This is a genomic window from Psychrobacter sp. CLB018 (assembly GCF_041222815.1).
Lineage (GTDB): Bacteria > Pseudomonadota > Gammaproteobacteria > Pseudomonadales > Moraxellaceae > Psychrobacter > Psychrobacter faecalis.
Genome location: NZ_CP166085.1, coordinates 409,074 through 422,999, shown reverse-complemented (window position 1 = coordinate 422,999; position 13,926 = coordinate 409,074). Strand labels below are relative to the sequence as shown.

Annotated in this window: 8 protein-coding genes and 1 pseudogene; 5 read left to right on the top strand and 4 right to left on the bottom strand. The window is 44.3% G+C overall.

Annotation, left to right across the window (positions count from 1 at the left end; translation table 11 throughout):
- Nucleotides 1-305 precede the first annotated feature (305 nt).
- Both AB8P72_RS01885 and AB8P72_RS01880 read left to right on the top strand, forming a co-directional pair.
- Complete coding sequence (locus AB8P72_RS01885; RefSeq protein ID WP_068407614.1) at nucleotides 306-932, top strand: pseudouridine synthase; 627 nt, start codon at nucleotides 306-308, stop codon at nucleotides 930-932.
- A 251-nt stretch (nucleotides 933-1,183) separates the two neighbouring features.
- A complete protein-coding gene (locus tag AB8P72_RS01880) occupies nucleotides 1,184-2,026 on the top strand; it encodes a DUF305 domain-containing protein (protein ID WP_193031147.1) in 843 nt (280 codons plus the stop codon).
- Nucleotides 2,027-2,140: 114 nt separating this feature from the next.
- Here the strand turns inward: AB8P72_RS01880 and AB8P72_RS01875 are convergent, their stop codons facing one another.
- Nucleotides 2,141-4,111, bottom strand: a complete 1,971-nt coding sequence (locus tag AB8P72_RS01875; RefSeq protein ID WP_226928846.1) for a M61 family metallopeptidase — start codon at nucleotides 4,109-4,111, stop codon at nucleotides 2,141-2,143.
- A gap of 326 nt (nucleotides 4,112-4,437) precedes the next feature.
- On the opposite strand from AB8P72_RS01875, the gene AB8P72_RS01870 reads away from it, so the two are divergent.
- Nucleotides 4,438-4,923 (top strand): peptidylprolyl isomerase, encoded by a 486-nt coding sequence (locus AB8P72_RS01870; RefSeq protein ID WP_068407618.1) that lies wholly within the window; start codon nucleotides 4,438-4,440, stop codon nucleotides 4,921-4,923.
- Between the two features lie 483 nt (nucleotides 4,924-5,406).
- Here AB8P72_RS01870 and AB8P72_RS01865 read toward each other — a convergent pair whose 3' ends face one another.
- Nucleotides 5,407-7,617, bottom strand: a complete 2,211-nt coding sequence (locus tag AB8P72_RS01865; RefSeq protein ID WP_193031149.1) for a carboxy terminal-processing peptidase — start codon at nucleotides 7,615-7,617, stop codon at nucleotides 5,407-5,409.
- 554 nt (nucleotides 7,618-8,171) lie between these two features.
- Between AB8P72_RS01865 and nagZ the strand changes: the two genes are divergently transcribed.
- Both nagZ and AB8P72_RS01855 read left to right on the top strand, forming a co-directional pair.
- The gene (nagZ, locus tag AB8P72_RS01860; RefSeq protein WP_102076486.1) at nucleotides 8,172-9,242 is read left to right on the top strand and encodes a beta-N-acetylhexosaminidase; all 1,071 of its coding nucleotides are present in this window, start codon (nucleotides 8,172-8,174) and stop codon (nucleotides 9,240-9,242) included.
- A 201-nt stretch (nucleotides 9,243-9,443) separates the two neighbouring features.
- Nucleotides 9,444-10,325, top strand: a pseudogene (locus AB8P72_RS01855) (IS982 family transposase).
- Nucleotides 10,326-10,362: 37 nt separating this feature from the next.
- Here AB8P72_RS01855 and AB8P72_RS01850 read toward each other — a convergent pair.
- Both AB8P72_RS01850 and AB8P72_RS01845 read right to left on the bottom strand, forming a co-directional pair.
- Nucleotides 10,363-12,078 (bottom strand): OmpA family protein, encoded by a 1,716-nt coding sequence (locus AB8P72_RS01850; protein ID WP_082894349.1) that lies wholly within the window; start codon nucleotides 12,076-12,078, stop codon nucleotides 10,363-10,365.
- Nucleotides 12,079-12,511: 433 nt separating this feature from the next.
- The gene (locus AB8P72_RS01845) at nucleotides 12,512-13,924 is read right to left on the bottom strand and encodes a hypothetical protein (RefSeq protein ID WP_226928811.1); all 1,413 of its coding nucleotides are present in this window, start codon (nucleotides 13,922-13,924) and stop codon (nucleotides 12,512-12,514) included.
- Nucleotides 13,925-13,926: the final 2 nt, after the last annotated feature.

The window sequence follows — 13,926 nt, the reverse complement described above, 5'->3', positions numbered from 1 at the left end:
CTATGACTAAAGCACCAAAGTTGCGTAAAGCAAAAATGTTGATTGTTATAATCTCTATCAGATGAATGACATAAAAATATCACCATTTACCTTAAATAGTGTACTAACATAAAAGCATGACTGATAATTTTTCTTTTGCATACGACAGTTTTACCAATCAATATTATAAATACCACAATGCTAACAAGGTTATCTTTTAACCACAATCCGTTTTTTACTTTTGCGTAAAAACATTTTAGACTGCCGTGCACGCCATTTGTTAACCATGTTGTAGCTATCAATTTATTTTTGGGAAATGCCATTTTATGTCGACCTCTAGCCTAGTTTTATTCAACAAACCTTACGGCGTCCAAAGTCAATTTCGTGATGACAGCAATAATGACCACACCACCCTTTCGCAGTATTTTACTGACAAATCGCTGCGCGTTGCCGGCCGACTTGATGCCACCTCAGAAGGCTTGCTGATTTTGACCAGTGACGGACGGGTAAATAAAGCCATTACTCAGCCTCCGTCAGCCAAGAACTTCGCCCAAAACAAGCAAAAACAAGGGAAGACTTATTTGGTACAAGTCGAAGGTTTGGTAAGCGCGGCTCAACTAGAGCAATTGACGGCGGGAGTACATTTAAAAGATGGCAAAACCTTACCAGCAGTTGCACGACTGGTTGAGGAAGGTGATTTGCCGATTGACTTATGGCAACGTAATCCGCCCATTCGCGAGCGTAAAAACGTGCCGACCTCATGGCTTATGCTAACCATTTATGAGGGCAAAAATCGCCAAGTAAGACGCATGACCGCTCATGTGGGACTGCCTTGCTTGCGTCTGATTCGTTGGTCGGTGGCAGGATTTGAGCTTGGTTCGCTTGGCGTTGGTGAGTTTGTGCGTATTCACCTAAATAGTGAGCGCTGTCGGCAGTTAGGGATTGTCGATTAGATTAGCGTGGCAAATTAAACCTTATCCGCTTATATGAGCCAATTTTGCTCTGATTTAAATATTACGACTTATTAAACGGCGCGTCTCGAACGCGTAAGGTTTATCTGTTAAGATGCAAAACTGCGCTGACTTGCCAACCTTGCCGTATTTTCGCGTTTTATATCGGTTTAAATTTGGCCATTATTTATCTTGTTTTCTGTCTTATTTTTCGTTGAGCCTGTTTCCTGTTTTTTTGATAGTAAGGATATATCATGATTGCCTCTCGTCATTTTGCTTTGTTTGCTACCAGTGTGGCTACTATCCTGCTGCTAAGCGCCTGCCAGCCAGCAACTGAGGATAATGAGGTAATGCCAATAGAAAAGGCCACTCAAGCCACTAATGAACCATCTGAAACAGCTCCCGAGGATGCTCACGCTGGGCACGACATCGCTGCCAATGATGTTACGGTAAAAGCGGAACAAATGTCAGATATGCTGAAAGACTATACAAAGTCAATGACCAGTATGCATAATGAAGTGATGGTTGGTATGGGTTATAACGATCCTGATACCGCCTTTGCCAAAGGCATGCTCGGGCATCATCGCGGTGCGGTAGATATGGCAAAAATCGAGCTAAAGTACGGCACTGATGAAACCATGCGTAAACTTGCACAAGACATCATCGACTCGCAGCAGCTTGAGATTGATATTCTTAATAAATGGCTCGCAAGTCATCCTGATGCGCCCAAACCAAAACCCAATACCGAAGCCATGCAAGAAGCGTATGCAAAGGGAATGAATACCATGCATAGCGATATGATGCTCGGTATTGCTGAGCCCGTCGCTGATATGGCCTTTGCGCGCGGTATGCTGCCGCATCATATTGGCGCAGTAGACATGGCAAAAGTGCAACTCCAATACGGTACCGATGAAGAAATGCGCAAATTGGCACAAGACATTATCGATGCTCAGCAGCCTGAGATTGAGTTGATACAAAACTGGATTGCGGCAAATAAAGCGCCTGATACCGCGACTATCAATAGTGATGACACCGTTATCAATGATGAAGCAAATGATAAAGAAGCAATCAAAGAAACCACTAAAGCGACAAGTTAAACAGCTATAACGTCTTAACTGTTATTTATAGTACTTTGAATATTAAAAATATAAACCCTTGCTAAGTACGCAGCTTAGCAAGGGTTTTTAATGTCTTCATGCTTTATTATTTATCTATTCACTTTGATGGCGTGCTAGCGCATTTAGCCATGTATTTTCAGTATTGGCATACCCGACAGAATCCCCATCGTCTTCACAATCTGTACTCGCCCTTGCTAACCGTAAGCTGATGCTATGCGGGAAAACTTTTTCATTATAGTCATACGTATTATTATCCACCAAATCAGCTTTAGGCAAAACCTCAACTACTATCAGCTCATCACGGCGAAATAAATGACATTGCACAGCACGCGTGGCAGCACTAAGCGTTGCTAATTGCTTGGTATCCGCTTTGATATCGTCGATAGCGACAATAATATCATGCGCTGAAATACCCGCCTTGGCAGCCGCACTATTACGGCTGACACGATTAACCTTTAATCCCAGCGGCGTCTCACTACAACGCATGCCCCACGGTATGTTTTTATCGGCAGTTTCTTTAGTGTTGGTATGAATCTTAATACCATTTTCCGCAAGCAGCGTCTCTAGTGGCAGCTCCTCAACGCCATTAACATAACGGCGCTCAAACTCTTCCCAATCTGCTAACGGCATAAACTGCCCGATAACTGCACCCATATCGGCGCTACTGATGCCAATACGTTTATTATCCTTTTGCTTTGCTTGGCTATAAAATTCTTTAACCACATCAAACAAACGATAACGCCCATCGCTTTTTGCAAGCAGAGTTAAATCCAAGCATAACGCCACCAACGCGCCTTTGTTATAGTAGCTGATACCCGCATTGCCAGTATTTTCATCGTTGCGATACAGCTTAATCCAAGCATCAAAGCTCGACTCGGCAACGCTTTGATGCGCGCGACCAGCGGTTTGATAGTAGCGATTGATTTGTTCGGCGAGTAATTTAAGATAGCTTGCCTTATCGATGACGCCTGACGCTTGCAACATAAAATCATCGATATAAGAGGTAAAACCTTCAAACACCCAAAGCAGCGGCGTAAAAGCTTCGCGGCGTAAATCCACATCTAGCATCACATCTGGACGCACGGTTTTGACCCACCATGCATGAAAGTATTCATGGCTGCATAAGCCCAAAAAGCGTTGATAATCGGCACTTGGTACTTTTGGCTCATCAGCATTGGGCAAATCGCGGCGCGGGGTAATCAAACTTGTCGAGTTGATATGCTCAAGCCCGCCATAATCCTGCCCACTGGCAAAGGTCATAAAGGTGTAATCGTTAAAGGGCGCATCACCAAGCCAATCTAGATAAGTCTGACAGATTTGGGTGACGTCTTGCTGCAAGCGTCCCATGTTAGCGCTATGCTTACCTGAAAGATAAAAATGATGGCTAAGCGTCTGATGGCTATTATCTTGAATAATAAAATCAAAGCTATCTTGTTCGGCTATCTCAAACGGATGATCGATAAGTTCGTGATAGCTGTCTGCTTGTAGAGTATATATTCGCAGCTTATCAATTTGCGACTGTACTGCCTCAAGTCCACACGCCAAGCGCACAAGACTAGCGTCTTTATCCGCTAAAAATGCAGCTGGCACGATTAAATCAACTTCTACCCCTTGTTGTTCTTGCCCATCAATCGCTAAGGCCAATGAGGTAAAATTGCCATACAAACGCTGCTGGTCGACATACGCCGTACGCACCGATAAATCATAACAATATACTTCATAATGAAGGCGTATACGTTGTGCTGCCCGCGCCTCTGGTAACTGCCATGTATTTTTATCTGTTTTTTGCGCGCGATACGTGTTGATTTGTTTATCGTTAGAAACGACTTGACTGTCTAAAATCTCATAATGCACTGCGGTTATATTACGGGCAAATTCACGCATTAAATAGCTACCCGGTATCCAGGCGGGCAACCATAAACTTGGCGCGTCGGTATTAGCGGTGAAAGTCAGCGCGACATCGACCAAATGCTCCAAAAACCGCGCAAAGTCGAATTGGTAAAAGACATGAGCGGTTGGCTGATTTAAATTATTAATCGGTGAGATTTGAGAAGATAAATTCATAAACGTTATTATCCTTATGTTTATGACTATGGTAGAAGCCATCATGCAAAAACGCAACTAGCAAACTTTAGCCTCTTACCTTTACCAACGGCCAAAACTGAAAAATCATATTTATTTACATTAATTCGCCCAATAATTGCTATTTTTTCGGATTTTAACCTTGAAACCGCTGGCAGGCATCGCAATTAAAGATGCTAACTGCTAAAGTTACCCTAATAAACTGATGATAATTGACTAATGACGTGGCTATTTGGCTGGCTGATTGGCTTTTTTAGGTTTATTGCAACCGTATTTAAATTTCAATAACGACATATTTAGGATAATTTATGACTACTATCGCAAAAGACACTGCCGTCAAGTTTAACTACACGCTAAAAGACGACGAAGGCAATATCCTTGACCAGTCTCCAGAAGGTCAACCGCTTGCGTATTTGCATGGCCATAGCAACATCATCCCAGGTCTTGAGCAACAACTAGAAGGCAAATCTGCTGGCGAAAGAGTCAATGCCGTTGTAGAGCCTGCTGATGGTTACGGTGAATACCAAGAACAAGCGGTACAACATGTACCACGCGAAAACTTCCAAGGCGTTGATGATATCCAGCCTGGTATGCAGTTTCAGTCAGAAGCTGGCGGTCAAGTGATGCTAGTAACTGTGACTGACGTAAACGATAAAGAAGTGACGGTTGATGCAAACCATCCGTTAGCTGGTAAGCGTTTGACGTTCGATGTAGAAATTCAAGAAGTACGCGCAGCCACTGAAGACGAGCTAAACCACGGCCATATCCATGGCGCTGGTGGCGTTGAGCACTAATATCTTCTTGAGTTTGGCGTAAAATTTTCAGACGATAAAATGCTTAGGCGAATAGTTAATTATTAATGAATAGTTATTGATAATGTTAGCGTCGTCTAGCTATAAAGGTCAGTAGAGCAATCTACTGACCTTTTTTTGGATAAGTTTTAGAGATTACAGACGTAACAAAGCCGCATAACAACAAGTATTATGCGGCTTTTATCACCAACCATCCATGTTAATGTTATCAGATACTTAATCCCGGAGCATCTTATAACGTACAGGCATCCAGCCTTATCTTCCCTAATCAGCAAACCACCTATCCCTGATGCGACCTTTGCGATACCAATCCCTAGTATCTATGAACCTTTTCGTTCAATCGTGCCGTACAGTTATAATCGCAGATTGGCATGAGGTAAGTAAGAGGTCTAAACGTCAATGCGTGTAAGCATATGCTTACACGCATTTTTATTGCCGATAATGACTGTTCAACAGTTGCAATCTTTATAGCTTTTCTTCTGGGCTAGCCTGCATCTTTGGATCAGCGCTAAGCATGATATAAGCCGCTTCTTTAATGAACGCTTCATCCTCAGGTAGTTCAGGACGCTCACTTTCTTTCATCTGACTGCGTTCTTCAAACTTTGCGTCCATAGCGGCTTGGTAAGTATTCCAATTGGCATAAGGACGCTCGCCCGTTGCAATCAGACGTTTATTTTCCGCTTCCAATGAGCGTTTTTCTATCAGCTGCATTTTTGCACGGCGACTATTGATATCAAGAGGAATCGGTTTTTTCTCATCTTCCATATTACGAATATCATTCAGCGTTGACAGATACACAAAATGCGGGTTTTGCTGCTGACGGATCTTTGATTGCTGATTTAACGTTGCTAAAGTATTGGCAGAGAATTTACCTTCAGGCTTATAAGGGGCAGTTTTAATCGTATCCCATGGTAAGGCTTTTTTCTGCGCGCGCTCGCCAAAGGTCGCATCATCGTAGATATTGACCAATTCAATATCAGGGACCACGCCTTTATTTTGCGTACTACCGCCAGTGACGCGGTAGAACTTACGCTGCGTGAGCGTCGCTGTACCCAAAGCCAAGCTGTCTAGCTGGATTTGCGCCGAACCTTTACCAGTCGTGGTACTACCGACCACCAGCCCGCGACCGTAATCCTGAATCGCGGCAGCAAAGATTTCACTGGCAGAGGCAGAGGCCAAATTGGTCAGCACGACCACTTTGCCGTCATAAAGCTGCTCGCCGCCATCGTCATCGCGGTAGACTTGAATATTGCCGCGATTGTCGCGAATTTGCACCAATGGGCCGCTTTTAATAAAGAAGCCGAGCATTTTCGCAACTTCATCGAGCGAGCCGCCTGGGTTATTACGTAAATCAACCACTAGACCGTCGATATTTTCTTTATTCAGCGCTTTAAGGGCTTTTTCGGTATCGTCACTGACACTACGGTACTCTTCACCATTGCGGCGCGCGCGATAGTTGAGATAAAAACTTGGTATCTCAAGCACACCGATACGTTTTGGCGTTTTATCGATATTGGGACGCTGTACTTCAACGACGCGCTGTTTTACGCCCGACTCTTCTTGCTGAATAATATCGCGTACTACCGTCACATTACGGGCGCTGGTATCGGGCGTATTTGGTTGACGCACCTTAATGGTCACCGAGGTGCCACGTTTACCGCGAATCAGACCGACGATTTCACGTGTTGACCAGCCAACCACATCAACCATATTCTCGCCGTCTTTGGCAATACCAATAATCAAATCATTGGGCTTAATCTGCCCCGATTTGGCTGCTGGGCCCCCATCTACCAAAGTGACAATGCGAGTATAATCTGGGTTTTTACGGTCAGGACGGATAGAAACCCCGATGCCTTCTAATTGCAGACTCGATTGAATTTGTAGCTCATTGGCTTGGATTGGCGCATAATAATTACTGTGCGGGTCATAAGTGAGCATTGCCGTATTTAAGATGGTTTCCATGATTTCATCATCTTTTAGACGGGCAAGCTGCTCTTGCTGACGTGATAAACGATTGAGCAAAATCTCACTTGGCGTGCGCTCATCATTACGCAGCAAGTCTTGGCCGCGCGTGATGTCAGGATTGCTTAAAAAGACTTTCTCTTTCGCCTTTTCGTCTTCTTGACCTAGGATAATGCTCATCAACTGAAACTTCAGCTGGCGTGTCCAATAGTCACGCTGTTCTTTTTTGGTTTTAAAATGACTGAGCTTTTCGCGGTCAAGGACAATGCTATCTTTACTGGTCAAATCTATCTTTGTTTTCAGCAGTTGTTTTGATAGGGTAAAATATTCATTAGAGCGCTGACGGTAACGCTCAAAAATCGCCACTCCAGCCGATAGGTCGCCACGTTTTAGGCGTGCAGCAAATTCGTCGGCATATTTTTTCTTAAATTCATCGACATCAGATTGCAAAAACAAGGTATGGTTTGGATCGAGACTGTCAATATACATAGACAAAATCTCGCTACCCATGGCGCTATCGAGCGGCTGATTGAGATAATGGCTACGATCCAGCAAAGCGGCTACTTGGCGGGTGGTAACCTGTTGCTCAGGGGTGGCTTTAAAGCCTGCCGTATTGCTATCAGCCACTGCGGTACTGTAGCTTTGAGTAAGGATAAGACCAGCGACGCCCACTGACGCTGCACTGAGTAACCACTGTGCTGGTTGTTTTTTCATCGTATATACCTAATTATTTTAAGTTAAAAGTATGCTGAGTTGTTATTACTAATAAAGGTTATTTAATAGACTATGAGCCAAAAAATGTCGTGATTTTTTACCCTATTATATTTACCATTAAACCATAGGTTACGCTAGCATTAAAAGCAGGCAAATATGGGATAATGATCTTAGAATAGGTCCTTATTTTCATTGTTAAAAATCAATCAATACTAGCACAGCTATAAATATACCACTGTCTCAATCTGTATAAACAATCTTACACGCGGTCTGGCTATTTTGTAGCGCATCCATTGTTGCATTTGGTTATAAGCGTGAATCATCTTGTTTAAACTTATGATTTAAACCTAATTTATTTAAGCCAAGCAAACCGCTATTATGCGTCCCTTGCAATCACTGGCTTAACATAAGGTAAAAGTGAGTAGCGCCAAACCGTCCGCAACAGAAAGATTATCTATAAGAAAAAACCCTCTCATCTCTAAGCTCTGTCTCGATTTGACTTATAATATAGTGCAAATGAGAAAACAACCTTCTAGCCTGATAAGGATTACGCAATGTACGGCGTTTTAATGATTGATATCGATAGTACCGCACTGACTGCTGAAGATGTCAGTTTAATCAAACAAGCACAAGTAGGCGGGGTGATATTATTTGCCCGCAATGTGGCAGATGCGGCGCAAGTGCGCGCTTTGTGTGACGATATCCGCCAACACAATGCCGATTTATTGATTGGCGTCGACCAAGAAGGCGGTCGCGTTGCCAGATTACGTCAGGGTTTTACGCCATTACCGGCGATGGGCAGGCTCGGCGAATTATTTGACCAAGACCCTAGTCGCGCCTTGAGCCTTGCTTACGATTGTGGTTATTTGATGGCAGCAGAAGTATTGGCGGTCGGCATTGATTTGAGCTTTGCGCCGGTGCTCGATAGAGGCGGTATCAGCCAAGTGATCGGCGATCGCAGTTTTCATCAAAACCCACAAGCCATCATCGCTTTAGCAAGCCAGTTTATGCGCGGTATGAAAGCGGCGGGTATGGCAACCACCGGTAAGCACTTTCCCGGTCATGGAGCCGTCGCGCCTGACTCGCATGTGGCAGAAGCAATCGATACACGTAGTTTAGATGAGATTATCAATAGCGACATGCAGCCGTTTGCGCAGACGCTGCCTTGGCTTGATGCCTTAATGCCGGCGCATGTGATTTTTTCACAAGTCGATAAAAAACCCGCTGGATTTTCAAAAATTTGGCTCAAAGACATCATTCGCAAACAGCTGAATTTTGATGGGGTTTTATTTTCTGATGATTTATCAATGGCTGGTGCGCAAGCTGCCGGTGATGTCAGCGCCCGCGTCAAAGCAGCAATTGAAGCAGGCTGCGATATTGCTCTTGTCTGTAATGATCGCGTTGCTGCTCACGAAGCCGCCAGAGCAGCCCAAGAGCTACCCTATCCTGACCAAAAACGTATCAAAGCCATGCGTGGGCAAATACCTGTTTGGCAGGGCGACCTTGAATCAACGAGCCAGCAGTTTGACTATTGGCAACAAGCAAAGGAAAATATCTTACAGACCTTTTTTGCCAGTCAAACGAAAGCACCTACTGAGTCAAAAGATCCAACCGCTTATAGATAATTCATTTAACCAAACCAGCTTTATTCCAGTCTTACTTGATGCAAGAAAAAACCGCACCTTAAACCTAAGATGCGGTCTTTTTAATATTAATACTAGCTATTTATAAATAACTACCCCACTCTCAACTTCGAAAGTGATTGAAAAAAGAAGAGCACCTCACTAATCTATTGTTTTCGACCAAGAATACAATGGAGTTGTGAGATGCCCATAGACGAATTTATCATCAATATCTATTTAATGGTAGAGCAATATTACAAAATAGTCGTCACCAAACCCTTGCGAAGTGCAGGTTACGCGCCAAAGCTAAGTGATCCTGAGGTTATTTGCATGGAGATGGTCGGTGAATTTTTACACCTAGATCAAGACAAACAAATTTGGCAATACTTTTCCCAGCATTGGCAAGCCTGGTTTCCAGCCATCGGCTCATACCCTAACTTCGCAAAGCACTGCGCCAATCTGTGGCAAGTCAAACAGCAGATACAAGATAACGTCAGTCAAATTGAAGGCCGTGACAACATTCATTTTATGGACGGCTTTCCGATACCCGTCTGTCATTATGGACGCGCTTATCGGCATAAGAATTATCAAGACTTAGCAGCTTTTAGCTACTGTGCCGCTAAGCAAGAGAGATACTATGGCTTTGAAGGCCATTTGCTTGTTAACTTATCGGGCATGATTAAAGGCTTTACCTTTGCTCCTGCCAATGTTGATGAAAGAGCGGTTGCCCCAGAAATCACCACTCATATTCATGGGCTACTTGGCGCTGATAAAGGGTATATCAGCCCGAGTCTGACATCGTACTACGACGCTTAAGGAGTAGATTTACAAACGCCACTCAGAGCCAACATGAAAGAGGATAGACCCAAACCTGTGGTAAGGCGGCTAATGAAAGCCCGCCGTATCGTTGAAACAGTCATTGGTCAGCTATCAGAACGATTTAATATACAAAGGGTACGAGCAAGAGATTTATGGCATTTGTCTCATCGATTGATTCGTAAAATCCTGTCACACAATCTGTGCTTTGTACTCAACAAAAAACTTGGTAATCCGCCTCTTCAGTTTGATTTGCTTATTTCAAGTTGAGAGTGGGGTAAATAACTATAAGTAATTAGAATTCTTATTAATTACTGGCTTTTGGGTCTAAGGCAGTACCACGACTGACATCATCACCATCTGGTAAGACATCATCGTTATTGCGATCTAATGGGTTTAAATCTGGGTCAATTGGTCTGCTATTCGATGTCGGTATCGAACTCTTCGGTGCAGGTAAATTGTTCCCTGTACGGTCATCACTGTCAGGCATTAGATCATCATTGTTACTGTCTAATGGATTTAAGTCTGGATCGAGCGCACCGTTACTAATCGCCACGCCATCATTGGCCATTGCCGTTTCATCATAGACGACGAACTCGATACGGCGGTTACGGAAACGACCTTGCTCTGTAGCGTTATCAGCGATTGGATCTGTCTCGCCCATACCTTTGGTCATAAGCTTACTTGGATCCGCACCTTGCGCAACCAGATAATCTTTCATCGATTGCGCGCGCTCTTGTGACAACTTCATATTATAAGCGGCATCGGCGGTTTTATCGGTATGGCCGATAATCATCAGCTTCATATCTGGCACTTGTTCCATAATCTGAACAGCATTGTCCAATAATGGCTTGTTAGCTTCTGGAATAATAGCTTTATCTACTTCAAAGTTCACGACTTGCAGGCTCAGCGCGCGAGCCACATCACGAGGATCTGGGTCTTGACCAAGGTTCTGCATCGCCGCTTGTGATGCTGCTAAACTGCGATCAATCTCGCTTTGTTCATCGAGCGGACCTTCTGCTTGTACCGTCATAGCTGGCGCTGCGGCTTGTAAATCAGCAACCAATTTATCTAATGCTGCTGAATCTGGCGCATTGACCGTAATAGTGTCGCCTTTGATCAGCATACTGGCATTGGGCACATTTTTGACGATTGGCAAAATAGAAGAAAGCTGAGCGGCAGCTGGCATATCTATCGAGAAGTTATCATCGACATCGGCGCGGCAATTATTGGCTTCATCACCAAATGCCGCTGTCAACGCGTCCATCACGTTGCCTTGTAGCGTCTCGTTACCAACGTTCATACGGCAGGCATATAATCCACTATTTTCACCAGTCGCAATACGTAGTGAAGCCGGTTCTATATCGGCTGCAACCACTGTTTGTCCGTCATTAGCCGCTTGCTGCTCAGTGGCAACTGGCGTACCGACTGGCTCAGGATTGTCTTGACACCCTCTAAGTAGCGCCCACGCCAAGGCGCCTAAGATAATCAAACCGATAATCGGTAGCAGCGCTTTCATAAAGCTGCCTTTTTCTTCCTCTTCACGGCGAATAGGCGCAGTGCTCACGGTATCAGACATATGCGCTCCAGCTGGTGCGGCAATCATACCTGCAGGCAGAACGGCGCTTGCCCATGCCGGAATATGGTGCTGATAACTAGCAAGATTGTCATTTAAAAACTGGGGCACAGGCGTGGTTCCGGCCAAGCTTTTGATTTCGTGATATGCTAACGGTGCGGCCATCGCAATCAAACCACGGGCTGCGGTCACATCAACGTTATGTTTACCCGCAAGCTCACGGGCAATTTGGTCGCGGTGAGCGCCATCGGTCCATACGCGGTCATAAAACCCTTGGTCATCACGGGCGATATTTTCATTAGCAAAACGTGTATAAGTCGTATTGTCTGCCAAGCGCGCGGCAAAAATAGCATAAAATTGCTCAAGTAAGTTCTGCTTAGCGGGATTGCGATCATCGCCTAGTACTGCAGGGCTAACCGTCCGCGTTAAGTGACTGATAATATCCATAATGTCATTCCTCAATAATTGTTATTCTGAATAATTGTTTTGCACTAAACTGCATTCTCAAAAAACTGAAAAGTTAATAGTACTGATATTTCTTAATAACGATATTTTTTAATATTAATATTTATATCAGCATTTAATAAACACTAGGTATTAAAAAGCGGCTTAATAAATATCAGCACTATCCATATTCAACTTTTGTCATTATAAAAGTATTAAGGCGGTATTCACAATCGATGGGCTGTTGTGCAATTGCTACGTTAAGTAATGTTTCAGTTGTGACACGTAACTGCGAAGTCTTTACAGTACAAATTACTAACATACCCATTATATCTGGAAATGACTGTCTATCTTTTTAGGCAAAAATAAAAAGGAGGATAGTCAATGATTGATCCTACCGTCCTTTAGCTCATTATTTGTTAGGCGTTTTAAACTATCATCTGACTTGCGCAGGCTCTGCCACGATAACGCTATTTGCCATATCGTCTACTTCTGATTCTGAAAAAGGTCCCGGTGGCCGCGTCGATGCAGGACGGTCATTGCTTCTAGGCTCGTTAGCTCTAGGTTCATTGCTTCTAGGCTCATTAGCTCTAGGCGGATTATTAAAATCGCTATTGCGTGCCGGTGCAGGCGTCACGCTATCACCGGTGATGTCATCAGAAGCTTGATAGTCGTTATTATTATTTGCATTACTGTTATTCATATTATTAGTGCCAGCGTACTGGTCATTTATGCTGCTTCCATCTTGAGCAAACTGATTGTTTGCAGCGTTCATCGCCATATTATCGGCCCCTATACCGTTTTCTGCACTATTCGGCAATGGTAGCGGCGCGGTACTATCTACCATTATCGCTGGTGCCAAAGTACGGATTTCAGTGGTCAATCTTTGTAGCTGCATACCATCCGGCGCTTCTATTGTCATACGGTCATTTTGCAACTGTAGACGGGCAAATGGTGTCGCTCTTAATAATGTCAGGATATTAGGCAGTGCTTCAATAGGCATATTGGCAATATTGTTAGCCACGCCTTCTTGTACCGTAAACTGACACATCCCTGCCTGCTCGCCAAAACTGCTATTGAGCGCTTGTTGCAGCGTGCTTTGTAGCGCGGCGTCACCGACGGAGGCGCTACAGGTATAAAGACTGCCGCTATTATCCACACCAACGATAAGCGTAGCGGGCGTCAACACCTGCGCGGTTGGCTCAGCGACAGGCGCTACCACAGCAGGTGCAGTCACCACTGGCTCTACAGGCGGGACTACATTAGGCTTAATTAAAAATGCCCATACCAATCCAATCGCTGCGATGGCGGCCAATAATAAAAACACCCGTATTAATAAGTCATTACGTTGGTTGCGGGTTCGTACTTTTTCGCGCTTTAAACTGCTGTTATCTGCTAAGTGATGCTCAGCAGGATTGGCATGAATAGCGCTCGCAGCTAGGCTGTTATCGAAGCTTTCACTAGCAAGTTCTGTTGCCACGTTTGGTTGTTTTATCAAGTTCGCAGAAGGACTTACTACGCTTGCTTCAGTAGCATCTTTATTTAATAAAACGGTTTCTGTCGCAGCATTGACTATGGCGTTTTGATAATCAAACAACTCATCAGGGTTATCTTGTGCGACGGTAATGAGCGGTGCTGCCCATATTGGCAGGTAATGGCGCAGTGAGGGCTGCTCACTTTGTAAAAATGCTGGTAAAAACTGCCCGTTGGCCATGACCTTAAGCTCACGATAAGCCAGTGGCGCGGCATTCATGATGAGCTTTGTGGTAGTCAGCTCATCAATATGATGGGTCACTGCCAGCTCTTCGATAATGGTTTGGCGCGCTTGGGGCTTGCCATAATTGTTCAAAT